24 protein-coding genes, 2 tRNA genes and 2 rRNA genes are annotated in these 25,895 nt (G+C 42.1%); 10 read left to right on the top strand and 18 right to left on the bottom strand.

Translation table 11 applies throughout. The features are described from left to right. Window positions 1-157: 157 nt before the first annotated feature. The 4 genes from AC0VYT_RS07160 to AC0VYT_RS07175 form a co-directional block, all read right to left on the bottom strand. A 23S ribosomal RNA gene (locus AC0VYT_RS07160) occupies window positions 158-3,047 on the bottom strand. 363 nt (window positions 3,048-3,410) lie between these two features. Next, a tRNA-Ala gene (locus AC0VYT_RS07165) sits at window positions 3,411-3,486 on the bottom strand. 55 nt (window positions 3,487-3,541) lie between these two features. After that, window positions 3,542-3,618 (bottom strand) — tRNA-Ile (locus AC0VYT_RS07170). A 61-nt stretch (window positions 3,619-3,679) separates the two neighbouring features. Beyond that, window positions 3,680-5,216: ribosomal RNA gene (locus AC0VYT_RS07175) — 16S ribosomal RNA — on the bottom strand. Together the 16S and 23S rRNA genes with 2 tRNA genes alongside form the textbook arrangement of a ribosomal RNA operon. A 1,075-nt stretch (window positions 5,217-6,291) precedes the next feature. Between AC0VYT_RS07175 and cydP the strand changes: the two genes are divergently transcribed. Genes cydP through AC0VYT_RS07200 form a run of 5 tightly spaced genes read left to right on the top strand, consistent with a single transcriptional unit; the run spans window position 6,292 to window position 9,655 of the window. Further along, window positions 6,292-6,483 carry a cytochrome oxidase putative small subunit CydP gene (gene cydP / locus AC0VYT_RS07180; protein ID WP_005020165.1) on the top strand — a complete coding sequence of 64 codons (192 nt, stop codon included), beginning with the start codon at window positions 6,292-6,294 and terminating at the stop codon, window positions 6,481-6,483. Further along, window positions 6,483-8,090 (top strand): cytochrome ubiquinol oxidase subunit I, encoded by a 1,608-nt coding sequence (locus tag AC0VYT_RS07185; protein WP_005020163.1) that lies wholly within the window; start codon window positions 6,483-6,485, stop codon window positions 8,088-8,090. Before cydP ends, AC0VYT_RS07185 begins: the two co-directional genes overlap by 1 nt. After that, entirely contained in the window at window positions 8,087-9,232 is a 1,146-nt protein-coding gene (cydB, locus tag AC0VYT_RS07190; RefSeq protein WP_005020162.1) for a cytochrome d ubiquinol oxidase subunit II, read from the top strand. Before AC0VYT_RS07185 ends, cydB begins: the two co-directional genes overlap by 4 nt. A 20-nt stretch (window positions 9,233-9,252) precedes the next feature. Further along, on the top strand, window positions 9,253-9,354 hold the full coding sequence (gene cydX / locus AC0VYT_RS07195) for a cytochrome bd-I oxidase subunit CydX (RefSeq protein ID WP_000270276.1): 102 nt from the start codon (window positions 9,253-9,255) through the stop codon (window positions 9,352-9,354). Between the two features lie 4 nt (window positions 9,355-9,358). Further along, window positions 9,359-9,655: a cyd operon YbgE family protein gene (locus AC0VYT_RS07200; protein ID WP_005020161.1), complete on the top strand. Its 297-nt coding sequence runs from the start codon at window positions 9,359-9,361 to the stop codon at window positions 9,653-9,655. A 40-nt stretch (window positions 9,656-9,695) separates the two neighbouring features. On the opposite strand, the gene AC0VYT_RS07205 is transcribed toward AC0VYT_RS07200, so the two are convergent. From AC0VYT_RS07205 to ftsY, 3 genes are all read right to left on the bottom strand, one after another. Then, a complete protein-coding gene (locus AC0VYT_RS07205; RefSeq protein WP_005020159.1) occupies window positions 9,696-10,358 on the bottom strand; it encodes a DUF2057 family protein in 663 nt (220 codons plus the stop codon). 203 nt (window positions 10,359-10,561) lie between these two features. Further along, on the bottom strand, window positions 10,562-11,155 hold the full coding sequence (locus AC0VYT_RS07210; protein ID WP_005020157.1) for a nitroreductase family protein: 594 nt from the start codon (window positions 11,153-11,155) through the stop codon (window positions 10,562-10,564). A gap of 242 nt (window positions 11,156-11,397) precedes the next feature. Next, on the bottom strand, window positions 11,398-12,498 hold the full coding sequence (gene ftsY, locus AC0VYT_RS07215) for a signal recognition particle-docking protein FtsY (protein ID WP_005020155.1): 1,101 nt from the start codon (window positions 12,496-12,498) through the stop codon (window positions 11,398-11,400). Between the two features lie 246 nt (window positions 12,499-12,744). Here ftsY and AC0VYT_RS07220 point away from each other — a divergent pair, with 246 nt between their 5' ends. Both AC0VYT_RS07220 and AC0VYT_RS07225 read left to right on the top strand, forming a co-directional pair. Then, a complete protein-coding gene (locus AC0VYT_RS07220; RefSeq protein ID WP_217449106.1) occupies window positions 12,745-14,073 on the top strand; it encodes a M16 family metallopeptidase in 1,329 nt (442 codons plus the stop codon). Between the two features lie 13 nt (window positions 14,074-14,086). Then, entirely contained in the window at window positions 14,087-15,664 is a 1,578-nt protein-coding gene (locus AC0VYT_RS07225; protein WP_005020152.1) for a M16 family metallopeptidase, read from the top strand. Here AC0VYT_RS07225 and AC0VYT_RS07230 read toward each other — a convergent pair. Both AC0VYT_RS07230 and AC0VYT_RS07235 read right to left on the bottom strand, forming a co-directional pair. Further along, entirely contained in the window at window positions 15,585-15,911 is a 327-nt protein-coding gene (locus AC0VYT_RS07230) for a hypothetical protein (RefSeq protein WP_005020151.1), read from the bottom strand. The genes AC0VYT_RS07225 and AC0VYT_RS07230 overlap by 80 nt on opposite strands. Window positions 15,912-16,029: 118 nt before the next feature. Beyond that, on the bottom strand, window positions 16,030-16,434 hold the full coding sequence (locus tag AC0VYT_RS07235; protein WP_005020150.1) for a hypothetical protein: 405 nt from the start codon (window positions 16,432-16,434) through the stop codon (window positions 16,030-16,032). A 221-nt stretch (window positions 16,435-16,655) separates the two neighbouring features. Between AC0VYT_RS07235 and AC0VYT_RS07240 the strand changes: the two genes are divergently transcribed. The 3 genes from AC0VYT_RS07240 (at window position 16,656) to AC0VYT_RS07250 (ending at window position 17,987) form a co-directional block, all read left to right on the top strand. Beyond that, the gene (locus tag AC0VYT_RS07240) at window positions 16,656-16,889 is read left to right on the top strand and encodes an SEL1-like repeat protein (RefSeq protein WP_005020149.1); all 234 of its coding nucleotides are present in this window, start codon (window positions 16,656-16,658) and stop codon (window positions 16,887-16,889) included. Between the two features lie 139 nt (window positions 16,890-17,028). Further along, window positions 17,029-17,403: a DUF2750 domain-containing protein gene (locus AC0VYT_RS07245; RefSeq protein WP_005020148.1), complete on the top strand. Its 375-nt coding sequence runs from the start codon at window positions 17,029-17,031 to the stop codon at window positions 17,401-17,403. 152 nt (window positions 17,404-17,555) lie between these two features. Continuing rightward, on the top strand, window positions 17,556-17,987 hold the full coding sequence (locus AC0VYT_RS07250; protein WP_005020147.1) for a CBS domain-containing protein: 432 nt from the start codon (window positions 17,556-17,558) through the stop codon (window positions 17,985-17,987). Between the two features lie 76 nt (window positions 17,988-18,063). On the opposite strand, the gene trpB is transcribed toward AC0VYT_RS07250, so the two are convergent. The 9 genes from trpB to AC0VYT_RS07295 form a co-directional block, all read right to left on the bottom strand. Continuing rightward, a complete protein-coding gene (trpB, locus tag AC0VYT_RS07255) occupies window positions 18,064-19,269 on the bottom strand; it encodes a tryptophan synthase subunit beta (RefSeq protein ID WP_005020146.1) in 1,206 nt (401 codons plus the stop codon). A gap of 38 nt (window positions 19,270-19,307) precedes the next feature. Beyond that, window positions 19,308-20,495 (bottom strand): vWA domain-containing protein, encoded by a 1,188-nt coding sequence (locus AC0VYT_RS07260; protein ID WP_005020139.1) that lies wholly within the window; start codon window positions 20,493-20,495, stop codon window positions 19,308-19,310. 12 nt (window positions 20,496-20,507) lie between these two features. Continuing rightward, window positions 20,508-21,359 carry an AAA family ATPase gene (locus tag AC0VYT_RS07265; protein ID WP_005020138.1) on the bottom strand — a complete coding sequence of 284 codons (852 nt, stop codon included), beginning with the start codon at window positions 21,357-21,359 and terminating at the stop codon, window positions 20,508-20,510. A 22-nt stretch (window positions 21,360-21,381) separates the two neighbouring features. Then, window positions 21,382-21,726 (bottom strand): hypothetical protein, encoded by a 345-nt coding sequence (locus AC0VYT_RS07270; protein ID WP_005405118.1) that lies wholly within the window; start codon window positions 21,724-21,726, stop codon window positions 21,382-21,384. A 34-nt stretch (window positions 21,727-21,760) separates the two neighbouring features. Further along, the gene (locus tag AC0VYT_RS07275) at window positions 21,761-22,072 is read right to left on the bottom strand and encodes a YcgL domain-containing protein (RefSeq protein ID WP_005020136.1); all 312 of its coding nucleotides are present in this window, start codon (window positions 22,070-22,072) and stop codon (window positions 21,761-21,763) included. 128 nt (window positions 22,073-22,200) lie between these two features. Next, window positions 22,201-23,343 (bottom strand): ribonuclease D, encoded by a 1,143-nt coding sequence (locus AC0VYT_RS07280; RefSeq protein ID WP_005020134.1) that lies wholly within the window; start codon window positions 23,341-23,343, stop codon window positions 22,201-22,203. A gap of 311 nt (window positions 23,344-23,654) precedes the next feature. Beyond that, complete coding sequence (gene recR / locus AC0VYT_RS07285) at window positions 23,655-24,251, bottom strand: recombination mediator RecR (protein ID WP_005020133.1); 597 nt, start codon at window positions 24,249-24,251, stop codon at window positions 23,655-23,657. Between the two features lie 13 nt (window positions 24,252-24,264). After that, the gene (locus AC0VYT_RS07290; protein ID WP_005020132.1) at window positions 24,265-24,594 is read right to left on the bottom strand and encodes a YbaB/EbfC family nucleoid-associated protein; all 330 of its coding nucleotides are present in this window, start codon (window positions 24,592-24,594) and stop codon (window positions 24,265-24,267) included. A 27-nt stretch (window positions 24,595-24,621) separates the two neighbouring features. After that, on the bottom strand, window positions 24,622-25,809 hold the full coding sequence (locus AC0VYT_RS07295; RefSeq protein WP_005020131.1) for an O-succinylhomoserine sulfhydrylase: 1,188 nt from the start codon (window positions 25,807-25,809) through the stop codon (window positions 24,622-24,624). Window positions 25,810-25,895 lie beyond the last annotated feature (86 nt).

Here is a 25,895-nt window from a genome sequence, read left to right on the forward strand (position 1 = left end):
AACTGCGGTGCAGTATATGCCGTACTTTAGTCCAAATGAGTTATTAACAGAGGGCAGATCTGGGTCTGAATTGTATGTTCCAGCATCAGGCTGAATCAAGGGATATTGCATATTTATGAATCGATTGATGCTTTGTATACAACTGTTTGGGTGTTGTATAGTCAAGCCTCACGAGCAATTAGTATTGGTCAGCTTCACATATCACTATGCTTCCACATCCAACCTATCAACGTCCTGGTCTTGAACGGCTCTTTAGGTGACATAAAGTCACAGGGAAATCTTATCTTGAGGTAGGCTTCCCGCTTAGATGCTTTCAGCGGTTATCCCTTCCGAACATAGCTACCCGGCGATGCGACTGGCGTCACAACCGGTACACCAGAGGTTCGTCCACTCTGGTCCTCTCGTACTAGGAGCAGATCCTCTCAAATTTCCAGCGCCCACGGTAGATAGGGACCGAACTGTCTCACGACGTTCTAAACCCAGCTCGCGTACCTCTTTAAATGGCGAACAGCCATACCCTTGGGACCTGCTTCAGCCCCAGGATGAGATGAGCCGACATCGAGGTGCCAAACACCGCCGTCGATATGAACTCTTGGGCGGTATCAGCCTGTTATCCCCAGAGTACCTTTTATCCGTTGAGCGATGGCCCTTCCATACAGAACCACCGGATCACTAAGACCTACTTTCGTACCTGCTCGACTTGTGGGTCTCGCAGTTAAGCGCGCTTTTGCCTTTATACTCTACGCGTGATTTCCGACCACGCTGAGCGCACCTTCGTACTCCTCCGTTACTCTTTAGGAGGAGACCGCCCCAGTCAAACTACCCACCAGACACGGTCCTCGACCCAGATTATGGGTCAGAGTTAGAACCTCAACATTACCAGGGTGGTATTTCAAGGATGGCTCCATAGGAACTGGCGTCCCTACTTCAAAGCCTCCCACCTATCCTACACAAGTAAGGTCAAAGTTCAGTGTCAAGCTGCAGTAAAGGTTCACGGGGTCTTTCCGTCTAGCCGCGGGTACACTGCATCTTCACAGCGATTTCGATTTCACTGAGCCTCTGCTGGAGACAGCGCCGCCATCATTATGCCATTCGTGCAGGTCGGAACTTACCCGACAAGGAATTTCGCTACCTTAGGACCGTTATAGTTACGGCCGCCGTTTACTGGGGCTTCGATCAAGAGCTTCGCTTACGCTAACCCCATCAATTAACCTTCCAGCACCGGGCAGGCATCACACCCTATACGTCCACTTTCGTGTTTGCAGAGTGCTATGTTTTTAATAAACAGTTGCAGCGGCCTGGTTTCTGCGGCTGCCGACAGCTCAAGGAGCAAGTCCTATCACCATCAGCAGCGTACCTTCTCCCGAAGTTACGGTACCATTTTGCCTAGTTCCTTCAGCAGAGTTCTCTCAAGCGCCTTGGTCTACTCGACCTGACCACCTGTGTCGGTTTCGGGTACGATTCCTGTGTAACTGAAGCTTAGAGACTTTTCTTGGAAGTATGGTATCGGCCACTTCGCCAGTAAACTGGCTTGCTATCGACTCTCAGCATAGAGCACCCCGGATTTGCCTAAGATGCATGCCTACTGTCTTCCACCTGGACAACCAACGCCAGGCTGACCTAACCTTCTCCGTCCTCTCATCGCATTACACAGAAGTATTGGAATATTAACCAATTTCCCATCGACTACGCCTTTCGGCCTCGCCTTAGGGGTCGACTCACCCAGCCCCGATTAACGTTGGACTGGAACCCTTGGTCTTTCGGCGAACGGGTTTTTCACCCGTTTTGTCGTTACTCACGTCAGCATTCGCACTTCTGATACCTCCAGCAGACTTCTCAATCCACCTTCATCGGCTTACAGAACGCTCCCCTACCACGCACATAAATGTGCATCCGCAGCTTCGGCACATAGTTTTAGCCCCGTTACATCTTCCGCGCAGGCCGACTCGACTAGTGAGCTATTACGCTTTCTTTAAAGGGTGGCTGCTTCTAAGCCAACCTCCTAGCTGTCTATGCCTTCCCACATCGTTTCCCACTTAACTATGATTTTGGGGCCTTAGCTGGCGGTCTGGATTGTTTTCCTCTTGACTACGGACGTTAGCACCCGCAGTCTGTCTCCCGGATAGTACTCATTGGTATTCGGAGTTTGCATCGGTTTGGTAAGTCGGGATGACCCCCTAGCCGAAACAGTGCTCTACCCCCAATGGTATTCGTCCGAGGCGCTACCTAAATAGCTTTCGGGGAGAACCAGCTATCACCGAGTTTGATTAGCCTTTCACCCCTATCCACAAGTCATCCCCCGGCTTTTCAACGACGGTGGGTTCGGTCCTCCAGTTAGTGTTACCCAACCTTCAACCTGCTCATGGATAGATCACCCGGTTTCGGGTCTATACCCAGCGACTAGACGCCCTATTAAGACTCGATTTCTCTACGGCTCCCCTATTCGGTTAACCTCGCCACTGAATATAAGTCGCTGACCCATTATACAAAAGGTACGCAGTCACACCACGAAGGTGCTCCCACTGCTTGTATGCATGCGGTTTCAGGATCTATTTCACTCCCCTCACAGGGGTTCTTTTCGCCTTTCCCTCACGGTACTGGTTCACTATCGGTCAGTCAGGAGTATTTAGCCTTGGAGGATGGTCCCCCCATATTCAGACAAGGTTTCACGTGCCTCGCCCTACTCGTCATCATTATGTGTGCCCTTTCGTGTACGGGACTATCACCCTCTACGGTTGCACTTCCCAGAGCATTCCGCTAAAACACACATAACTTAATGGGCTGATCCCCGTTCGCTCGCCGCTACTGAGGGAATCTCAATTGATTTCTTTTCCTGAGGGTACTGAGATGTTTCACTTCCCCTCGTTCGCCTTGCATGACTATGTATTCATCATGCAATACCTACCTTATGGTAAGTGGGTTTCCCCATTCAGACATCTCCGGATCACAGGATATTTGCCGCCTCCCCGAAGCTTTTCGCAGGCTATCACGTCTTTCATCGCCTCTGACTGCCAAGGCATCCACCACATGCACTTAATTACTTGACTATACAACCCCAAACAGTCGACGTTACCTACAAGGAGCAACTTCAACATTACAGTTTAGAGTACTGTGCATTTAAGCACTGTACAGCTTCAATCTAAATTCATATACCAAAACGCTTGATTCAGTTAATTTGCTAGTTCTCAGTTCAATCTACGTTAGTTAACAGGTTACCCTGTAACGTCTATTGAATGAGTTGAACAATTTATTTCAGACTCAAATTTGCCAATCTGTTAATGATTCACTGCATCCTCGTCGGACTGCAGTCAACTGTGATAAATCACAGAAGTTAATAAACCAGGATTCTTGAACCTTCCATTTACTAAATTCTGTAATCTTTAGCTTCGAATCAAATCATGTTTGATTCGTGGTGGAGACTAGGAGAGTCGAACTCCTGACCTCCTGCGTGCAAAGCAGGCGCTCTACCAACTAAGCTAAGTCCCCAGCTTATCAATAAGTCAACATATCTGTTTTTCTGCATTACTGCTTTCGTCAGTAGTGGTGGGTCTGACAAGACTTGAACTTGTGACCCCACGCTTATCAAGCGTGTGCTCTAACCAACTGAGCTACAGACCCTCAGATACATCGTCATGAAGAACAACTTGTTGTGGATTCTTACCAATCGTCAATCTTTCGTTAAGGAGGTGATCCAGCCGCAGGTTCCCCTACGGCTACCTTGTTACGACTTCACCCCAGTCATCGGCCACACCGTGGTAAGCGTCCTCCTTGCGGTTAGACTACCTACTTCTGGTGCAACAAACTCCCATGGTGTGACGGGCGGTGTGTACAAGGCCCGGGAACGTATTCACCGCGGCATTCTGATCCGCGATTACTAGCGATTCCGACTTCATGGAGTCGAGTTGCAGACTCCAATCCGGACTACGATCGGCTTTTTGAGATTAGCATCACATCGCTGTGTAGCAACCCTTTGTACCGACCATTGTAGCACGTGTGTAGCCCTGGCCGTAAGGGCCATGATGACTTGACGTCGTCCCCGCCTTCCTCCAGTTTGTCACTGGCAGTATCCTTAAAGTTCCCACCCGAAGTGCTGGCAAATAAGGAAAAGGGTTGCGCTCGTTGCGGGACTTAACCCAACATCTCACGACACGAGCTGACGACAGCCATGCAGCACCTGTATCAGAGTTCCCGAAGGCACCAATCCATCTCTGGAAAGTTCTCTGTATGTCAAGGCCAGGTAAGGTTCTTCGCGTTGCATCGAATTAAACCACATGCTCCACCGCTTGTGCGGGCCCCCGTCAATTCATTTGAGTTTTAGTCTTGCGACCGTACTCCCCAGGCGGTCTACTTATCGCGTTAGCTGCGCCACTAAAGCCTCAAGGGCCCCAACGGCTAGTAGACATCGTTTACGGCATGGACTACCAGGGTATCTAATCCTGTTTGCTCCCCATGCTTTCGTACCTCAGCGTCAGTATTAGGCCAGATGGCTGCCTTCGCCATCGGTATTCCTCCAGATCTCTACGCATTTCACCGCTACACCTGGAATTCTACCATCCTCTCCCATACTCTAGCCAACCAGTATCGAATGCAATTCCCAAGTTAAGCTCGGGGATTTCACATTTGACTTAATTGGCCGCCTACGCACGCTTTACGCCCAGTAAATCCGATTAACGCTCGCACCCTCTGTATTACCGCGGCTGCTGGCACAGAGTTAGCCGGTGCTTATTCTGCGAGTAACGTCCACTATCCTAAAGTATTAATCTAGGTAGCCTCCTCCTCGCTTAAAGTGCTTTACAACCAAAAGGCCTTCTTCACACACGCGGCATGGCTGGATCAGGGTTCCCCCCATTGTCCAATATTCCCCACTGCTGCCTCCCGTAGGAGTCTGGGCCGTGTCTCAGTCCCAGTGTGGCGGATCATCCTCTCAGACCCGCTACAGATCGTCGCCTTGGTAGGCCTTTACCCTACCAACTAGCTAATCCGACTTAGGCTCATCTATTAGCGCAAGGCCCAAAGGTCCCCTGCTTTCTCCCGTAGGACGTATGCGGTATTAGCGCTCCTTTCGGAACGTTGTCCCCCACTAATAGGCAGATTCCTAAGCATTACTCACCCGTCCGCCGCTGAATCCGGTAGCAAGCTACCTTCATCCGCTCGACTTGCATGTGTTAAGCCTGCCGCCAGCGTTCAATCTGAGCCATGATCAAACTCTTCAGTTAAAATCATTTGTACCTTATTTATAGACAAGGTACCAATTCTGGCTCATTAATCTTCTGACTAAAAATTTACTCAAATAAACTTCGAGAAATTTCTACCATTCAATCAATGAAAATTATTTCGATCGATCAATCAGTAAAAATCCACACAAGTTGTTCTTCATATTCTCTTAATGATCTTTCTGCTCTTCGTCAGAGACAGAATTAACGCAAATAAGAACCACCACCTTCACCCTTTAGTGAAGATCTTTGTCTTAATCGCGTCGGGATGCAGCGTATTCTATACAGTTTTTAAAACCTTGCAACCCCTATTTTATCACCCTCTTAACGAGTGTCTATTTTTTAAACTAAAAAGTAATTTTAAACTTTTAAATCTAACTCACCTTAAATAGCTCTTAACCAGATTTCCTTTAACTCAAAATAAAGTAGCAATCAATTTAGTGAGTAGTGACCGTTTCCTTATTATTAAAAAACTATTTTCTTAATTTCTTACTTAATTATAGCTAATAGTCATTAGGAAATAGCTTTTTACAGCTGATTTTTGTCACAGTTTTACATTTCTCTCTCGCCAATATACATGAAAGTATGTAGCCGCCTTATACTTTTATATAGGACCTTTTAATTGTTATGAGTATTTAATTTTTTATCTCCTTTATCGCCTGAGTTTTATTCTATGGATATACCAGTAGCTTTTGTATAAGTTTTGACTTACACATATCTAGTATATTGGTTATTTATTAGTTTTGACTTCCTTACTTACAGCATACTGTTAATCCAAACTGAATAATTAATAAATTTTATTTTCAATCCCAAGTTTTTTAATCTACTTTAATTTATAAATACAACTGTTTTAATCTGATTTAATTATTAATTAAACTAAATTAGTCGGAATTATAAAATTCTTAATCTAACCATTTTAGTAAACTTTACTTTTATTAAATAAAAAATTATTTTTTATTTTCAAGTTATTGATTTATAATTATTTAATAATATATTTTTATTTTAAATGTTTTAAGTATTTATTTTTTGTTTTTATTTGGTTAATAATATAGATAGGTATTTAAATAGGCTTATTTCTATGAGCTTAACTCCCAAAAATTTTAACCAGCGTATAGTTAGAGAAATTACACTCATTTTAATAATCAAGGTTGTAATTTTAATTACTATTAAGAATATCTGGTTCGATTCCCCAACAATTCCCAAGAACTTTGACACTCAAGTTGCCGAGCATATTGCCGGTACTCCCTCTCAATTTAAGGAGACACGTTGATGATTTCAGAAAGCGTGGTCGATCTCTCGCGGTTTCAGTTTGCCATGACCGCGTTGTATCATTTTATATTTGTACCTCTTACTCTTGGTTTAGCTTTTATTCTTGCCATTATGGAAACCACCTATGTGATTTCTGGCAAAGAAATTTATAAGGATATGACCAAATTCTGGGGAAAACTTTTTGGTATTAACTTTGCCTTAGGTGTAACGACAGGCTTAACCATGGAGTTCCAGTTTGGTACAAACTGGGCGTACTATTCACATTATGTCGGTGATATTTTTGGTGCGCCACTTGCTATTGAAGGTCTGATGGCATTTTTTCTTGAATCGACGTTTATCGGTCTGTTTTTCTTCGGCTGGGACCGACTTTCCAAAGTTCAGCATTTGAGCGTGACCTGGCTGGTGGCGCTCGGTTCCAACATGTCGGCACTTTGGATTTTAGTCGCCAATGGCTGGATGCAGAACCCGGTAGGCGCAGCGTTCAACTTTGAAACCATGCGTATGGAGCTGGTTGATTTCGGCGCACTAATTTTCAACCCCGTAGCCCAGGTTAAGTTTGTTCATACCGTATCGTCAGGTTATGTGACTGGTGCCGTTTTCGTTTTAGCCATTTCAAGCTACTACTTGCTCAAAAAACGTGATCTGCCTTTTGCACGGCGCTCTTTCGCCATTGCTGCAATCTTTGGTCTAGCCTCTACACTTTCAGTGATTCTGCTTGGCGATGAGTCAGGTTATGAACTTGGCGATGTACAAAAAACCAAATTAGCTGCAATTGAAGCAGAATGGGAAACTCATCCGGCACCTGCTCCATTTACACTATTTGGTATTCCAAATCAGGAAGAAGAGCGTACTGACTATGCCATCAAAATTCCATATGTGATGGGTATTATTGCAACACGTTCTCTTGATAAAGAAGTAACAGGTCTGAAGGATCTTATGGTTCAACATGAGCTTCGTATCCGTAATGGTATGACTGCATATGCCGAACTTGAAAAACTTCGTGCGGGCGATCGTTCTCCAGAACTCATGGCTTCATTTACAGAAAACCAGAAAGACTTGGGTTACGGACTACTTCTGAAAAAATATTCACCCAATATTGTAGATGCTTCTGAAGAGCACATCAAAGCAGCAACGAAGGATACAATCCCCAACGTTACTGCCCTGTTCTTCTCGTTCCGTGCCATGGTTGCATCAGGTTTCCTCATGCTGCTTCTGTTTATTCTTGCAACTTATGCAGTGGCTAAACGCAATGCAGAAAACAAACCTTGGTTGCTTAAGTTTGCTCTTTACGGCCTGCCATTGCCTTGGATTGCTACACAAACTGGCTGGTATGTGGCTGAAGGTGGCCGTCAACCATGGACAATTGGTGAAGTTCTACCTACACACCTCTCTGCTTCAAGCTTAAGCACTGGAGACATATGGGGTTCAATCCTGGCACTTGCAGCATTCTATACCGTACTTTTAATTATCGAAATGTACTTGATGATTAAATTTGCTCGCTTAGGCCCAAGTTCTTTACATACTGGCAAATACTATTTTGAAAAATCAAATGCCGAGCAAGATGATATTGTTCTTCCACAACACGCATCTGGAGAGGTCCAATCATGATTGAATACGAACTCCTCAAAATAATCTGGTGGGTTTTGGTTGGTGTGCTGCTGATTGGCTTTGCCCTCACCGATGGCTTTGATATGGGCTCCATGGCAATTATGCCATTTGTAGGCAAAAATGATGAAGAACGTCGTGCAGCAATCAATACCATTGCTCCTCACTGGGACGGCAATCAGGTCTGGTTCATTACAGCTGGCGGTGCACTCTTTGCTGCATGGCCAATGGTATATGCAACAGCCTTCTCCGGCATGTACTGGGCATTATTACTCGTACTGTTCGCTCTTTTCTTAAGACCTGTTGGTTTTGACTATCGCTCTAAACTTGAGAATAAAAAATGGCGTAACTCTTGGGACTGGGGTTTGGCTGTTGGTGGTGCAGTTCCTGCTTTAGTTTTCGGTGTTGCCTTCGGTAATATGTTTCTGGGCGTACCATTTACTTTAGATGAAACCGTACGTTCAACTTATACTGGTAGCTTCTTTGCACTACTTAACCCATTTGCACTGGTTTGCGGTATCGTCAGCTTATCTATGCTAAGTGCGCATGGCGGTGCCTGGTTAATGCTTCGTACCGATGGCGACTTGCATGCACGCTCTGCTAAAGCAACTCAATTGATGGGCGTGGTATTCTTAGTCTGCTTCTTGGGCGCTGGAGCATGGTTATATTTCGGTAATATTGAAGGCTATACTTTAGCTCAACCATTTAACACTAACGCTGTAGCAAATCCTCTTGCCAAAGAAGTAATTACCAATAGCAACCATGGCTGGATGAATAACTACTCAACTTATCCAATCACCATGATGGCACCGATCATGGCAATTCTGGGAAGCCTAATTGTGATTGCAGCTGCTGCGAAAGCCAAAGCCGGTTTAAGCTTCCTGGGCACATCTTTGATGGTGATTGGTGCAATTTTAACAGCTGGTTTTGCGTTGTTCCCATTCCTTATGCCTTCAAGCATCAACCCTGTCGCTAGCTTGACCATGTGGGATGCAGTATCAAGTAAAAATACACTCACTGTAATGACTGTTGCAGCCTGTATTTTTGTTCCAATTATTTTGTGTTACACCACCTGGTGTTATTACAAAATGTGGGGCGTGATTACCAACAAACACATCAAAGCCAATTCACACAGCTTGTACTAGGTTTTATCAGGAGAATGCTTATGTGGTATTTCGCGTGGATTTTAGGAATCTTGATGGCCTGTTTTGCAGGTGTGCTCAGCGCGCTCTATATCGAACATCATCAAAATCTGGATGAGGAGTAATAGCATGGCTGTAGTAATGACAACATCAATGAGGCTTACCGTTCATCGTTTGATTATGGCTGTTTCTTTCCTGTTGGCATTGCCACTTGCAGCCATTATGCTGATCCATCCTGCACTTATGCTGGATCAGCATGGTCAGTATAACCATCGTATGATCATGCTGATTATGCTAGGAATTTCAGGGGGGTTTATTTATGGCGTAGGGTTTGTGCCCCGTTTCTGGTTATGGAAATGGTTATTTAGCCCAGTTATCGCTTGGCCCCTTATGCTACTAGGCTATTATATATGGCTGCTTCAGTAGTAAATTCTTATTTTAAAAAGGCCTCATCTTGAGGTCTTTTTTATTGCGCCTGTTCGGCTATCCAATTCATAAAACTTTGCCGCTCTGCTTTAGAAGCTTTTTTCCAGAGTTCAATTAACTGCTGATCTGTTTGAATGTTTCTACTGGTCATAGCAGTTTTTGCTGTACTTGCTGTTGAACTTGAAGCAGTATAAGTAGGCTCAGGCTGATGAACTGATGGCTTTATCTGCTTTTGGGTCAAATCAAAACTGCGCCCTAGCAAACCGCTACCTAACCAAGGTTTAGCTTCAGTATTTGCACCGGTCTGTTGCACAACCAGTTCATTTTTGCTGTTATATAAAGCCACTGTTGGCTGAGCTGCATATATTTTTGCTGCTTCAAAAGACTGAGGTGGATTTACCAGTGCCAAAGTATAAGTTTCACTATCTTTTAGATCTGGTGTCTGAACGGTTACCACACCTGATTTCAGTATGTCATGTTCGCCATTTAAATGTTGAAAGAACTGCCTATAGCGTATACTTAAACTTGCCTTGCCTGCATCAATTTTATACGTACTTTCTTGTGAACGTAGAAAGTTATTTTTTACTTCCTGATCATTTACTGCCAATACATCAATAACTTCTGGCGCTGCAATAGTTACTGCAGCATATGCGACATTTCCTAGTGAAAATATTAAAGCTGCAATGGACAACCTTGAAAGCATAATAGGTACTCTACATGTTATATCTAAATTCTAGCTGCACTATGCTATGCATTTATGACTATTTTATGACATCTTGAACCTTAGATTTTAATTTTGATTAAATTATTAAATGCTAAGTTTTTCTTTTAATTTATTAAGAATGATCTATATGTTTAAAATAAAAAAAGAGTACCTACAAGCACTCTTTTTCAATTTTAGAAAGTTTAGTTAAATGTCTTAAAGCGTGCTGTGTCATCCATAAAAGTTTTTTCACCTGCCGGAGCCTCAATTGAACCAAATACCAGTTGAGCGCGTAATTTCCAGCTTGCCGGAATATCAAAAGCCTGAGCGACTTCTGCATCTACAATCGGATTATAATGCTGTAGTGAAGCTCCAATACCCTGTTCAGATAAAGCCGTCCAGACAGCAAACTGCGCAATTGCAGTAGAATGTTCTGACCACACTGGAAAATTATCCGCATAGGCGGCAAATTGTTCCTGTAAGCCTTTAACTACATCCTGATCTTCATAAAATAAAACTGTGCCATAACCAGCTGCAAAACTGCTGATTTTCCCATCAGTTGCTGCAAATGCTTCAGCCGGTACGATTTTACGTAAAGTCTCGCGTACAATTTCCCAGAATTTGGTATGAGATTCGCCAAACAGAATCGCAGCACGGGAAGACTGTGAGTTGAATGAAGATGGACTGTGCTTGATTGCCTCACGAATTGTTTCTTCGATTTTTGCCTGGTCTACGTTGACATTATTACCAATTGCATAAATTGTACGGCGGTTTTTAACGTGATTCATAAATGACATAATTTTAGTCCTTTCTGTACTTTAAAGATAGATAATCTGTTGTTTGTTAAAATCAGTTTATAAGAATCTAGGAATAACGTCAGCCTTAAATCAATAACATAGTGTTTTATTTTTGGAACAATACTTTAAAATTTTCTTAAATTTCTTTATTTCTGACTCTAATATAAAGCAGATTTATTATTTTATAATTTAAAAAATGAAGAACTCCGCATTTAGCGGAGTTCTTTAAGATATAAGCCAGATCACTTATCAGTTTCAAATAAAGCAGCAACAAAAGCTTTGGCAGAGAATGGACGCAAGTCATCAATTTTTTCGCCTACCCCGATAAATCGGATTGGTACATGAGTACGACTTGCAATATTAAACAGCACACCACCTTTAGCAGTACCATCAAGTTTGGTAATGGTTAAACCGGTTAAACCAACAGCTTCATCAAACATTTGCACCTGATTAATAGCATTCTGGCCTGTACCAGCATCAACAACCAGCATAATTTCATGTGGAGCTGTCGCATCAATTTTCTGCATAACACGCTTAACTTTTTTAAGCTCTTCCATCAAATTACTTTTATTGTGCAAACGTCCTGCAGTATCGGCGATTAGCACATCAATTCCTTTAGCACGAGCACTTTCGAAAGCATCAAAAATAACTGATGCACTATCGGCACCGTGTCCCTGCGCAACCACCTGAACATCATTACGCTCCCCCCAGATTTGCAACTGTTCAGTTGCAGCCGCACGGAAAGTATCGCCCGCAGCCAGCATAACTTTCTTGCCTTCTCCCTGTAAGCGCTTAGCCAGCTTACCAATCGTGGTGGTTTTACCTACACCATTTACACCTACCACTAAAATCACATAAGGATTTTTATTCGGGTCAATATGTAAGGGTTTAACACGCGGCGCAAGCAAGGCAACCAGTTCTTCTTGTAAAGCTTTATAAAGTGAATGTGAGTAAATCAAATCACCCCGAGCAGTCCGCTCAGTCAAATTATTAATAATTGTCTTGGTTGCTTCTACACCAATATCGGCAACCAGTAATTGCTCTTCAACCTCTTCAAGCAACTCATCATCAATTTCCTTACCCCCGATCAGGATATTGACCATTCCATCTGCCAAGTTCTTACGGGTTTTAGTCAGCCCCTGTTTCATCCGGCTAAAAAAACCGCCTTTAGATTTCTCTTCATCTGCCTCTACACTCTGAATACTGGCAGTGACAGGTTGTTCTTGTTTTGGAGTATCAATAATGGGAACGTCAACAGCAGGTAAGCTAGGTAAAGTGACATCGTCATCCCCGATATCAGAATCAATCAAGAATTTATTTTGCACATTAGATTGCTGTTGCATGCCGATTCCTTGAAAAGCATCGCGTTAAAAAAGAAAGAGTTTAGCATAGATTCCTGACCGCGCATGATGCTTAGGCTAAGTCTCAACCAAAACTCAACAACTATGGCTTGCGTTAAAGCCCTGTTTTTTGAACAATAGAACAAAATTATACATACTTGACCGGAAATAATAGTGTCTCAAGTTACACGACAGTTCAAAAAACATCTTAAATCTATCTCTCCTTTTCTTTTTATATCTTTAAGCATTATGGCTGGTACAGTGGTGATCTCTACAGCCCTACAGGCTCAAACCACGACTGAACTTTCCAGAACAACTGTAGAAACCTCATTAAGCAACGGTTTAAAAGTTATTATTCGAGAGGACCATCGTTCACCTGTAGTAATGACCCAAATCTGGTATGGGGTCGGCAGTAGTGATGAGTCTGGTAATCTGCTAGGTATATCACATGCTTTAGAACATATGATGTTTAAGGGAACAACCAAAGTACCTCATAATGAGTTTACCCGTTTAAGCCGCATTTATGGCGGTAGTGTTAATGCCTCAACCTTTACCAATTATACCAACTATTATCAGCTTTATCCGAAAAGCTATTTACCACTCGCACTGGAACTTGAAGCTGACCGTATGACTAACCTGGTGCTTAAACAGGAAGACTTTGAGCCAGAAATTAAAGTCATCATGGAAGAGCGCCGGTTACGTACTGATGATAATCCACGAACTTTGGCTTTTGAACGATTTAAATGGATTACCTATCCTACAAGTCATTATCGCCAGCCCGTAATTGGCTATATGAAAAATCTGCAGAATATTCAGTTAAATGACCTGAAGAACTGGTATCACAGCTGGTATACCCCTAACAATGCTATTTTAATTATAGTGGGCGATGTAAATGTGGAAGCAACTTTAAAGCAGGTAGAAAAATATTTTGGGTCAATTCCTGCACGTAAAACACCAGAACGTAATGATGTCATCGAATTTGACCGCCCAGGTTATCGACATATGGAGCTTTCTCTTCCGGTCCAAATTAATAACCTGTATATGGCTTGGAATGTCCGTTCATTAAAAACTGCCAAAAATCCTCAGGATGCCTATGCCCTTACCATTATTCAGTCCCTACTTGATGGCAGTATTTCTTCACGTTTACAGAACCGGCTGGTAAGGGATAAAAAAATACTGACTGCTGTCAGTGCAAGTTATGATCCTTATAACCGCGGAGATACTCTTTTTAATATTACAGCCTTACCTGCAGATGGAGTCAGTTTCCAAGAGGCACAAGAAGCCATACAGAAAGAACTGGATCAGCTCAAAACTGAGGCGGTGAATTCCAATGAACTGGAACGTGTAATTACACAATTCGTATCTAGTTTAATTTACAGTCAAGATGATATCGCTGGGCAAGCTAAAATGATCGGGAATCTGGAGATTAATAGCTTAAGTTATCGCTTACTGGATAAACTGCCACAGCACTATGAAACAGTGACGCCACAAGATATACAGCGAGTTGCAAATGCCTATTTTGTCCGTGAAAATCTGAGTACGCTTTATTTATCTCCGCTTCCTCAAGATTCAAAATAAAGAAAGGATTGCTATGATTCATCTACGTATGCCTTTATTAATGGCCAGCCTTTCTCTAAGTTTGTCGGCAATTGCTGAAGTCAATTTACAGGAAGCTGACTTTGAGCAGGATAATAGTAAACTATATTCTCTTTCTACCTTACAAAGCTTACGCAGCATTTCTAAGAAGCAGGAATATCAGGCACCTTATGTACATGATCTGACAAATCGCTATAAGGTCCGTAGTCTGTTCGTCGAATCACAAGATTTACCTATCATAGATATACAACTCACCTTTAATGCAGGTTCGGCAAGAGATGAAAGTATAGAAAAAGGATTATACGGATTAGCAAATATGACAGCTAATCTGCTAGATGAAGGCACAGAGTTTTATACTGCGCAAGAGGTTGCAAATACTTTTGAGCGTCTTGGTGCGCAGTTCAGTATAAATGCCTATCGCGATATGTTTATTGTACGCTTGCGGGTTTTATCAGATCCAAAAAAGCTTGAACCAGCTTTAGCAATGATGATTCATCTATTGAATCACTCCAGTTTTAATAATTCAGGCATTAAGCTGATTTTAAACAATACCCAGGCAGGTCAGAAACAGGTTCAAGAGAATCCAGGCAGAATGCGGGATGTACGTTTCTATCGGAGTTTGTATGGGACTCATCCTTATGCAGAACCCACTCCAGGTACCCAGCGTAGTATTAGTAAAATCACCACTAAACACCTGAGAGCTTTTAGAGACACTTTTTTAGTAGCACAGAATATGAATATTGCTATTACGGGTAAACTCAATCAGCGGGAAGCGCTTAAACTTTCTGAACGTATTGCAGGAAATTTACCACAAGGTCAAAGAGCTCCAACACTTCCTGTTCCGGAAGAGCACAACGGTTTTAATATTCAACATATTCCATTTAATTCATCACAGGCTCATGTCAGCATGGGCCAACTGGGCATTACCCGTTTTGATCCAGACAGACTCGCCCTAGAAGTTGCTAACCAGATGCTGGGAGGAAGCGGCTTTAACTCGCTACTGATGCGTGAGTTAAGGGTAAAACGTGGTTATACCTATGGCGCTTATAGCACAATAAACTCAACTCAAGCCCGTGGTGTCTTTAATATTAGCTACTCCACCCGTCAAGACCAGCTGCTAGACAGTATCCGGGTTGCGCACAAAACGCTGCTTGATTTTGTTCAACAGCCACTTGACCAGAAACAGCTAGAAGAAACTAAAGCAGGCATATTACGCGCATTTCCAATGAATTTCAGCAGTAATGCCAGCATGAATGCACAGTTAGGTGCTATCGGGTTTTATGGTCTACCTGCCAATTATCTGACTCAATATTCCAAACAGCTGGCTAATCTGACCACCAAGGATGTAGAAAAGGCCGTAAAATTACATTTAAATCCTGAAAATCTGACTTTAGTTATTGTGAGTGAAACCTTGGACAAACAGGCTATACAGAGCATTTTAGAGCAAAACCTGAATTCACAGATAACATCGCCTGCGGCTTCTAAACCTATACCTAGCGCAAATCCTCTGCCGCCTGTGCCGGATAATGCTTCACCTGTGTCTGTTCAAACTGATACGCCCGCATCAATTTAAGATAATAGATGCGCTGAATCTTTTCAGTTTGTAATAGTTCAAGAGCCATTTTCTGAGTTTTGGGATGAACAGCCTGTTTTGAAAGTATTAAAATATTTTGATATTGGTTGGTGGCAACAGGTCGAGATAGACCAATACAAACCATTAAAAAAATTAGGCCCATAACAAGCAGTACAAAAATATCATAGATACGATCTAGTGTTAGAACTGCTTTAATTTTCTGGAAACTATGTGGGGATATGAGCATAACCTACCTCGAATAACAGGTAGTTTAAAGTGCTCGCAGGTAAAAGTACAAGTAAAGCAGTCTAATAATAGCGCAAGCTGTATATTATTAGACCGGTTCACCATTTGCATATCAATGCTCAGTAAAAGACTACCCGGATTACAGTGTAGTAGAGCACAGCAGCAACAATCGCCATTACTACAAATATTGCAAAAATACCGACTCCACGTTCTGAATCTGCCGGATGCAGGTCGTCTTCATCTGCAATACGTAAAAGTTCTCCATTATAAATTGAGTAAAAACGTACACGGTCATCATATTCATACTGCCGAGTAAAATCATAAACATGCTTGCGCTGTTTCAAACAAAAATTCCCCAAATGCACGTTCTGATCTAATGATGCCGCATCCAGATTACGCCGATGGGCATGTGCCAGTGCGACAATTTGCTGCTCAGTTGGAGGATAGTCAAAATGCAAACCATCAAGGGTATTATATCTTTCATTACTGACAGTTGAAGTATCCGCTATTATTGTGGAAGCCATAATTATTGTCCTCTTATTTATCTAATTTTCTTTTTCATTCTAATAAAAACATTTTTTGTTTAATGTTTAAACATGTAAGCTTGAAAAACAGAATCTTTACCCAATATGTACATTGACAAGTTAAGACTAATGTAATATTAGTTTCACATAGATTTGTTATTTTAATATTAAGACAATTTGTCTTTTATATTCGCAATCATAATTACAATAAGGAGTTTACTATGATTCAAAATATCTCTCATCATGACTTAGAACATGTGTACGCTAATGCTGTAAATACAATACAGTCTCAAATGAATTTTAGCGAGGCTGTACAGCAGCTAGAAGAAGTTGCTCGTGCAGGTCATGGTAAAGCGGCCCTTTTCCTTGCCGAGCTTTATTACCAAGGTTTCCGTGTAGAACGGGATTCCTTAAAAGCTCAGTACTGGCAAAAGATGGCCACGATGCAGGCTTAACAAAACGTCACCTAGGTGGCGTTTTTTAATACCTTAAAATAATAATTTCTTACCGAATATACCTAAAGCTTAAACTGTACTTTCATAATTAAACCTTACAATAGGCCTGACTTCGAAATTCTTATAGCCATGAATGATCATGAATACTTATAGCCAACTTCAACCTGCTTCTAAAGAACTTATAATTAAACTCTCTATTTTAAAAACAATGATGTATTGTGGTGTGGTCTGGGGCCTTTATAATGATGGCTGGGCAATCAAATCAGACCAGGAAGACTATGTTTTTCCTTTCTGGCTTAATGGTGTGCAGGCACACCGTTATGCTCAGGTACATTGGCCAAACTATACGCCACGCCGTATTACTCCGAAAGACTTTCAGAAATCACTATTACCGACATTAACTCGTCTGAATGTTACACCAGCACTATTTAACTCATCTAACCGTAAGTTTAAACTTTCTGCCAATCAGATGTGTCATTTTTTCTTTAGTGAATTAAACTGTGATGCACTTTAAAAAAGTGAATTCATAAGATAAGCTTCCTGAAACCTGTATATCTCGATATACATTTTCAGCATTTTTTAACGAGATTATTTTAAACTCTTTGCATTTTCTAAAAATCAGGCTAAGTTAAATTAAAACGATAAGTAACACCAAGGAATCATTATATGACTACTGTCTCTCAGGTTCTTCACAATAAAACAGAAAAAGCCATTTTTACTATTTCACCAGAAGCTACTGTACTTGAAGCGATTTCACTTATGGCCAACAAGGGAATCGGTGCATTAATCGTAACTGATGAACAGCGTGTCGTTGGAATTTTGTCTGAGCGCGATTACACCCGTAAAGTTGCATTAATGGAACGCTCTTCCTATAACACCACAGTGAGTGAAATTATGACCAATAAGGTTTTAACCGTGGGTCTTAATAATACTGTAGAAGATTGTCTTCAACTGATGACTGACCGCCATTTGCGACATTTACCCGTGCTTGAAGACGAGCGGCTGGTAGGACTGATTTCAATCGGTGATCTGGTCAAAGCTGCAATGGAAGACCAGCGTCTGATGATTGATCAGTTACAGCAATACATTTCAGGTTAAATTTAGAACTTTTAACAACCCTTAATTAAACAGGTATACATAAAGATACCTGTTTAATTATCTTAAAATGTAAAGATTAGAGACCCAGTTTTGCTGCTACATAATCTGAATCTTTATCACCCCGGCCAGAAAGGTTTACAATAATCCGAATCTCTTTAGGCATTTTAGGTGCCTCACGAATTGCCCATGCAACTGCATGAGAGCTTTCAAGTGCAGGTACAATCCCTTCCACGCGCGATAACGTCATAAAGGCAGCCAGACACTCCTCATCACTGGCGGTAGCGTACTCTACTCGACCAATATCCTTGAGGTAACTATGCTGTGGCCCTACTCCAGGATAATCCAGCCCTGAGGCTATAGAGTGAACAGGTAGTGGCTCACCATGCTCATCTTCCAGCACATAACAGGCCATACCATGTAGTTTGCTTGGTTTACCAAGTGTTAGAGATGCTGAATGCATAGGAGTATCTAAACCATGACCAGCCGGCTCAACTCCGACTAATTTAACATCCCGGTCATTTAAAAATGCACTAAATGCACCAATTGCATTAGAGCCGCCGCCTACACAGGCAACAATATAATCCGGATTACTTCCAAAACGCTCATGGGTTTGCTCTTTAATTTCCTTTCCAATAACAGACTGAAAATCACGGACCATTTTAGGAAATGGATGAGGACCGACAACAGAACCAATCGCATAAATAAAGTGATCAGGGTCTTTTAAATATTCTTCAAAAGCACTATCCACTGCATCTTTAAGAGTAGCGGTACCACGCGTTACCGAGACCAGTTTTGCTCCCAGAATTTTCATTTTTACAACATTTGGATGTTCTTTTTCAATATCCACCTGCCCCATGTGAATTTCACAAGGAATACCCACCAATGCACAGGCAGTTGCCAAGGCCACGCCATGTTGCCCGGCTCCAGTCTCGGCAATAACTTTGGTCTTACCCATATATTTGGCCAGTAATGCCTCACCCAGACAATGATTAATTTTATGGGCACCAGTATGGTTCAGATCTTCACGTTTCAGATAGATTTGTGCCCCGCCTAATTGATCAGACAGTCGCTTCGCATGAAATAATGGACTTGGACGGCCAACATAATGTGCAAAAAGATCAGCCAGCTCTTGCTGAAACTCTGGAGTATGACGTATTTCTTCATAAGCCAGATTAATCTGATCCATGGCCTGCTTTAGATGTGGTGGAATAAACTGGCCCCCATATTCACCAAAGAACCCCTGTTCATCCGGTAAAGCTACGCCATTGATTTGATGATTCATAATAAGTTCCAGCTTGTATACATTTTTAAACAGGGAGATTAACGTGCCAGATAGCGGGTCATCTCTTCAATTCCTTTAAGCGTCATTGGATACATGTGATCTTCAAAAATTTCCTTAATCATGGCTATAGTCTGAGTATAATGCCAATAACTTTCCTGCTCCGGGTTCAGCCAAGCTGTTTTATCGAAGTGCTGACGCAGGCGTCTTAGCCACACTTCTCCCGCTTCATCATTCATGTATTCAACTGATCCGCCAACCGATCTGAGTTCGTAAGGTGCCATGCTGGCATCGCCAACTACAATTACACGATAATCTCTGGCATAAGTATTAAACAGCTCTTGCGTTTCCATACGGGTTGAGGAACGCCGATAGTTATCTTTCCAGACATAGTCATACAGGCAGTTATGGAAATAAAAATATTCCAATGTTTTAAATTCGGTACGTGCGGCACTGAACAGTTTTTCACATTCACTGATATGGGCATCCATAGAACCACCCACGTCGAACAGCATCAATACTTTAACCCGGTTACGACGCTCTGGTACCATCTGTACATCCAGAATCCCCTGCTTGGCTGTCTCACGAATAGTACCGTCAATATCTAACTCTTCGGCAGCACCGGTACGGGCAAACTTACGTAAACGACGTAATGCCAGCTGCATCTGCCGCGAACCAAGGATCTGCTCATCATCAAGGTTCTTGTATTTGCGCTGTTCCCACACTTTAACTGCTGAGCGCTTTCGCCCCGGCCCTCCGATACGGACTCCCTCAGGATGATCACCGTAAGCACCAAACGGAGAAGTACCCCCTGTACCAATCATCCGGTTGCCACCCTGATGTTTTTTATGCTGTTCACGCAAGCGCTCTTCAAGCATTTTCATCAGCTCCTCAAGTGAGCCTGCTTTCTTGAGTTCTTCGCGCTGTTCAGGAGTAAGATGTTTTTCAAGCAGCTCCAGATCAAACCAGTCTTTTGGCAGTTTATGAACCTGTTTTAACAACTCATCCAGATCAATACTTTCGATCCCATCAAAATAGTCCTTCATAGCACGGTCAAACTTGTCAAAGAATCGTTCATCCTTGACCAAGATCATTCGTGCCAGCTGATAAAAACCTTCTTCATCAGCAAAGACTAACCCTTGCGCAACTGCCTGATTTAAATCGATCAGCTCCCGGGTAGTCACCGGTATTCCATATTTTCGTAATGTATAAAACAGCCGCACGAACATAGCAGGAGCCTCTTAACGTCGTGACATAAAAGCAAGACGTTCAAGAAGCTGCACATCCTGTTCATTTTTGATCAGGGCACCGTATAGAGGCGGAATTGCCTTAGACTTATCATGATGTCGCAAAATATCTTCTGGCATTTCATCAGCCATCAGCAGGCTCAACCAGTCAATCAGTTCAGAAGTTGAAGGTGGTTTTTTCAAACTTGGTATCTGGCGTAGCTTGAAAAATATCTGCAAGGCTTCACTGACCAGAGTAGCCGAAATATTTGGAAAATGGACATTGATAATAGCCCGCATGGTAGCTTCATCCGGGAACTCAATATAGTGAAAAAAGCATCGACGCAAAAATGCATCTGGTAATTCTTTTTCGTTATTTGAAGTAATAATCACAATCGGACGCTGAATTGCTGTGACTGTCTCACCCGTTTCATATACGAAAAATGACATTTTATCAATTTCATGCAACAGGTCATTTGGAAATTCGATATCTGCTTTATCAATCTCATCAATCAGCAGTACACAGCGTTCTTCACTGGTAAATGCTTCCCACAGTTTCCCAGGCTTAATATAATTTGCAATATCGTATACTCGGTCATCACCAAGCTGACTGTCACGCAGACGCGATACCGCATCATATTCATATAATCCCTGCTGCGCTTTAGTGGTCGACTTGATGTGCCAGGTGATCAACTTTAAACCCAGACTCGCTGCTACCTGCTCTGCAAGCAAGGTTTTGCCTGTTCCTGGCTCTCCTTTAACCAGTAACGGCTTTTGCAGAATACGGGCCGCATTTACTGCAAGTTTAAGGCTTTCAGTGGCAATATATTGCTCTGTACCAGAAAATTTTTGAGAATCCAAAGACATAATTAAACCTTATTTTTATTACTTAAAGTGGCGAAGTCTTTTTGGGTGCCGTATAACGTGTCCACAGATACCCGATTAGCAGGCCAAGCGCAATTACAAACAAAATAGCCGCCAGATTGGACCAAACAAGCGGGTACTCTTTGGTGAGTACACCAAAGATCAGTCCAAAGGTTGCTGGCGCAATGGAAGCATTTGGCCCTTCTGAAACAGTCGGGGTGACCAGAATTGCAAAAACGATAATCCAGCTAATTGCTCCAACCGGCGCTGGAATACGTCTTGCGATATTAGTCCAGCACCATAAAATAATTAATGTACCAAGACCATAAACTGTTACAGCGATGCTATCTTCAGGAATTGAATCGAGCATCGAAAGTAAACTGTTCCAAACTCCTGAAAATTGATCAAGCACCACGCAAGCCCTCTGGTTCTACTGCATTAGGGTTAATTAAACCTTCTGGAGGCATTTGAATAAAAAAGCCTTTGGTTTGTAGGGAATCAAGTACATGTAATACATTTACCCGAGCCAGACGGCGCGTTTCAGATAATTCAAGATGCATTACAAAAGTAGCCCGCCCAAAAGCATGACGTAATACTTCAGGCACTATCTCAAGCGGATCAAGTTCCGAAGAGTCAGACTCGGCTGAATAATCAGGACGTGCAATATAAAGGTACATCTCATCTTTCTTACTAGATCTATAAATATCACAATGCATTTTTGAAACAGAACTCATAAAACTCAAATCAAAGCATACATGAAAAAGACGACGGTTACATTAGCCATCATTAACGCATCAGTCGTGTTTTTACTTAAATATGCCGCTCTTCATCAATTCATATTTAGTTAATTTGTTACTTTTATCTGGGTCGATAAATAACTTTCATCCTGTTGTAAAATCTGGATAAGCGGCTTGGTTAATATTTCATAGCGCCAGCCCAGCAGATAGTCTGGCAAATTCTGCTCATCTCCATGAAAGACGACATGCTGATATAAAGAATTCATCCATTTTTTACGCAGTAGAACCTCTTTGGGTACTTTAGTCTCTTCAACAACTGTTTGAATCAGGTTATCTACCTGCTCGGCAGTAGTTTTTGAGGCCTGTTTGATGGGACGAGCCATACGTAATGGCCACTCTTCTGCTTTAGGCAAAAATTTCAGCAAGTCCAGAATAACTTTTCCATATTCACGTACCACACCGGCACGAATATCTTTAATACTTGCCAGCTGGAAATTATTACGTGGATTTTTCTCGACCAAATCAATCATGGTTGAGTTGCGTAGAATAAAGCTACGAGGCTGGTTAAGTGCCTTAACCATTTGCTCACGCCACACACTTAAATGTTGAAGCTGCATAAGCTGGCGACGTGTATGCCGGTAATTGCCCACATCCTGATACAGTAAATGTAGGGGTGTTTCCTCAGCAATTTCTTGGGTCAGGTGCTTACAGTCTTCAAGTACACACTCATACAGGTTTTTCTGCTTAAGTTCAGTTTTAATCTGTTCGGCTAACTGTCCCAAGTACAACACATCATTTGCTGCATAATGTAGCTGTTCATCCGTCAGTGGTCGAGCTAGCCAGTCAGAACGGGTTTGATCTTTTTCAATATCAATATCAAGCACAAGTTTTAAAGCATTCTGATAACTTACCTGTAAACCTTGGCCTAAAAAAGACAAGCCAACTTGAGTATCAAATACATTGCTTAGGCTATAAGGGCCAGCATAATGATAAATCAGATCAATATCTTCACTACAGGCATGAAAAATATTTTGCTGGGCCCGATAAACTTTTTTCCAGAAAGCTGTAAGGTCTAAAGTTGTACCATCCAGTAAAAATATCTGCTCTGCAATATTAATCTGGAAAACACCGAGTTTAGGCCAAAAGGTATCGACTTTAATAAATTCAGTATCAAGTGCATAAACCGGATGTTGATCCATGAGGTAGAGCACTTTTTCTAAATCAGTTTGCTGTTCGATAAACTGAAACATAGGAGCTCAACAGTAATTTTTTGTTCATATTAACAAGTTAGGGTTATTTTATATATAGGTTTCTACTATTAGTCTTTTGTCTAAATCTTTATTAATTCAATGTTTTTAAATAGAATTAATACGTATTAACTATTTTCCAATCAATTTGATTGGTTATATTTTAGATGATTTCTTATATTTACTTTGGAATTAGCCTTATTTAGCAGTGAGTTTTTTTATATTGTCATAGTTATATCTATTTTCCAGTGACAGAATGTACGACAAAATGCAGTTTTTTTAGCATTACAAATAAAATAAGCACTTATAAGTGCTTATTTTATTCGCATCCGATTGTGTAAAGCTTGGCTTAACGTATGGCTATCTACATATTCGAGCTCACCACCCTGAGGTACTCCTTGGGCAATTCGAGTTAGATGCAAAGGCAAATGTTTGGTAGCTTCAGCCAAATAATGAGCTGTCGCTTGGCCTTCTACTGTAGCATTGGTCGCCAGAATAACTTCTGTAATATGACCTTCACTCAAACGCCGGACTAGATAAGGTATACCAATCTCTTCTGGACCAATCCCATCAAGTGGAGATAAGTGACCACCAAGGACATGATATTTACCTTTAAAACTGCCACTTTGCTCTATTGCCATGACATCGGCTGGTGATTCCACTACACAGAGCTGCTGCTCGTCACGTTCAGAAGATGCACATATATCACACACTTCATTTTCTGTCAGTGAATGACAGACTTTACATTCATGAATATAGGAAGTTGCCTCATTTAGAGCATGAGCCAGTCCTGATGCACCTTCCCGATTTTTCATAAGCAGATGCAATGCCATACGCTGAGCCGATTTCGGCCCAACGCTAGGTAAAATTCGCAATGCCTGTACAAGCTGATCAAAGCGCTCACTGAACACGTAATATTAATCCTTAAAATAATCCGGCCAGGCCTGGTGGTAAGCCCATACCACTATTGGCACTCTTCATTTTTTCTTCAGAAATTGCTTCTGCCTGACGGGCAGCGTCATTAATCGCAGCAGCAATCAGGTCTTCGATCATATCCGGTTCATCCTGTAAAAGGTCCGGATTAATTTCAATACGCTTTACCACATTACGGCATGTCATGGTTACTTTTACCAGCCCACCACCCGCTTCTGCATGTACTTCCATCTGGGCTAGCTCTTCTTTGGCTTTTTTCAGATTACTTTCTACATCCTTCTGCATACGCTGGGCTTGCTGCATCAACATATTAATATTCATTATTACTCTCCAAAAAAATTTAAATGGCTAAATTAAATCTAAACCGCGCGATAAATCGCGAATAATATCATCAATGTCTTCAAGGCCGACAGAAACCCGGATCAAGCCTTCGCGGATACCTGCTGCTTCTTTCGCCTCTGCTGACAATTTACCATGCGTGGTAGTCGCCGGATGAGTAATAGTAGACTTGGTATCGCCCAGATTACCGGTAATAGAAATAAATTGGGTCTGATCAATGACTTTCCAAGCCCCTTCTCGTCCTTTTTTTACCTCAAAAGAAACAATCCCACCAAAACCACTTTGCTGCTTGGCTGCCAGTTCATGGCCTATATGTTCAGGCAGGCCGGCATAATAGACTTTTTCAACTTTTGGATGCTGTTTTAACCATTCAGCCAGTTTTTGAGCACTGGCCGTATGAGCTTTCATACGCAGGTTTAATGTCTCAAGGCCCTTTAAAAAGATCCAGGCATTAAAAGGACTCATTGATGGCCCTAAAGTACGCACCATACCGAAAACGTCTTCAAGCAGTTGATGACCGCCAACCACTGCACCACCTAAAGCACGTCCCTGACCATCAAGATACTTGGTAGCAGAATAAATCACCAGGTCAGCACCGAATTTTAAAGGCTGTTGCAAAACCGGAGTACAAAAACTGTTATCAATCGCCAGTAGAGCACCATTGCTATGCGCAATATCTGCCAGAGACTGAATATCAGCGATCTCGGCCAGTGGGTTAGAAGGTGATTCTACAAAAAGCAGTCGTGTTTCAGGACGTAATGCAGCTTTCCAGGCACTTGTATCTGTTAAATCAACGAAATCTACCGTTACAGCAAACTTGGCAACATATTTTTCAAACAGCGATACAGTAGAACCAAATACCGCACGTGAACAGATGACATGATCACCTGCCTTTAGATAAGACATGACTACAGCCAGTATTGCCGCCATACCCGAACTAGTAGCAACGGCACGTTCTGCGCCCTCTAATGCAGCAAGACGTTTTTCAAACATGGAAACTGTCGGGTTGGTGAAGCGCGAGTAGATATTACCTGGAATCTGACCCGAGAATTTTGCTGCTGCTTCCTCAGCATTGGCATAAACAAATGAAGAGGTCAGGAAGATTGGTTCGCCATGTTCGCCTTCAAAACTGCGTGTATGGCCAGTGCGAATAGCTAAAGTGTCAATTTGATAATCTAGTTCGTCTGGTTGGTTCATGTCTGACTCAGTCCGCAAGACTGCCCTTGATAGAAATTGCCAACATTTTGAGCGTCCAGAGTATTTCTGGTCAAGGTAAAATGCAT

The sequence above is a fragment of the Acinetobacter sp. QJM3NY_42 genome (assembly GCF_056173745.1).

Bases quoted from the DNA above. Each gene is read 5' to 3' on its own strand.
- cydP (WP_005020165.1), top strand. From the start codon at position 6,292: ATGAGCTTAACTCCCAAAAATTTTAACCAGCGTATAGTTAGAGAAATT.
- AC0VYT_RS07185 (WP_005020163.1), top strand. From the start codon at position 6,483: ATGATTTCAGAAAGCGTGGTCGATCTCTCGCGGTTTCAGTTTGCCATG.
- cydB (WP_005020162.1), top strand. From the start codon at position 8,087: ATGATTGAATACGAACTCCTCAAAATAATCTGGTGGGTTTTGGTTGGT.
- cydX (WP_000270276.1), top strand. From the start codon at position 9,253: ATGTGGTATTTCGCGTGGATTTTAGGAATCTTGATGGCCTGTTTTGCA.
- AC0VYT_RS07200 (WP_005020161.1), top strand. From the start codon at position 9,359: ATGGCTGTAGTAATGACAACATCAATGAGGCTTACCGTTCATCGTTTG.
- AC0VYT_RS07205 (WP_005020159.1), bottom strand. From the start codon at position 10,358: ATGCTTTCAAGGTTGTCCATTGCAGCTTTAATATTTTCACTAGGAAAT.
- AC0VYT_RS07210 (WP_005020157.1), bottom strand. From the start codon at position 11,155: ATGTCATTTATGAATCACGTTAAAAACCGCCGTACAATTTATGCAATT.
- ftsY (WP_005020155.1), bottom strand. From the start codon at position 12,498: ATGCAACAGCAATCTAATGTGCAAAATAAATTCTTGATTGATTCTGAT.
- AC0VYT_RS07220 (WP_217449106.1), top strand. From the start codon at position 12,745: ATGGCTGGTACAGTGGTGATCTCTACAGCCCTACAGGCTCAAACCACG.
- AC0VYT_RS07225 (WP_005020152.1), top strand. From the start codon at position 14,087: ATGATTCATCTACGTATGCCTTTATTAATGGCCAGCCTTTCTCTAAGT.
- AC0VYT_RS07230 (WP_005020151.1), bottom strand. From the start codon at position 15,911: ATGCTCATATCCCCACATAGTTTCCAGAAAATTAAAGCAGTTCTAACA.
- AC0VYT_RS07235 (WP_005020150.1), bottom strand. From the start codon at position 16,434: ATGGCTTCCACAATAATAGCGGATACTTCAACTGTCAGTAATGAAAGA.
- AC0VYT_RS07240 (WP_005020149.1), top strand. From the start codon at position 16,656: ATGATTCAAAATATCTCTCATCATGACTTAGAACATGTGTACGCTAAT.
- AC0VYT_RS07245 (WP_005020148.1), top strand. From the start codon at position 17,029: ATGAATACTTATAGCCAACTTCAACCTGCTTCTAAAGAACTTATAATT.
- AC0VYT_RS07250 (WP_005020147.1), top strand. From the start codon at position 17,556: ATGACTACTGTCTCTCAGGTTCTTCACAATAAAACAGAAAAAGCCATT.
- trpB (WP_005020146.1), bottom strand. From the start codon at position 19,269: ATGAATCATCAAATCAATGGCGTAGCTTTACCGGATGAACAGGGGTTC.
- AC0VYT_RS07260 (WP_005020139.1), bottom strand. From the start codon at position 20,495: ATGTTCGTGCGGCTGTTTTATACATTACGAAAATATGGAATACCGGTG.
- AC0VYT_RS07265 (WP_005020138.1), bottom strand. From the start codon at position 21,359: ATGTCTTTGGATTCTCAAAAATTTTCTGGTACAGAGCAATATATTGCC.
- AC0VYT_RS07270 (WP_005405118.1), bottom strand. From the start codon at position 21,726: ATGCTCGATTCAATTCCTGAAGATAGCATCGCTGTAACAGTTTATGGT.
- AC0VYT_RS07275 (WP_005020136.1), bottom strand. From the start codon at position 22,072: ATGCATTGTGATATTTATAGATCTAGTAAGAAAGATGAGATGTACCTT.
- AC0VYT_RS07280 (WP_005020134.1), bottom strand. From the start codon at position 23,343: ATGTTTCAGTTTATCGAACAGCAAACTGATTTAGAAAAAGTGCTCTAC.
- AC0VYT_RS07290 (WP_005020132.1), bottom strand. From the start codon at position 24,594: ATGAATATTAATATGTTGATGCAGCAAGCCCAGCGTATGCAGAAGGAT.
- AC0VYT_RS07295 (WP_005020131.1), bottom strand. From the start codon at position 25,809: ATGAACCAACCAGACGAACTAGATTATCAAATTGACACTTTAGCTATT.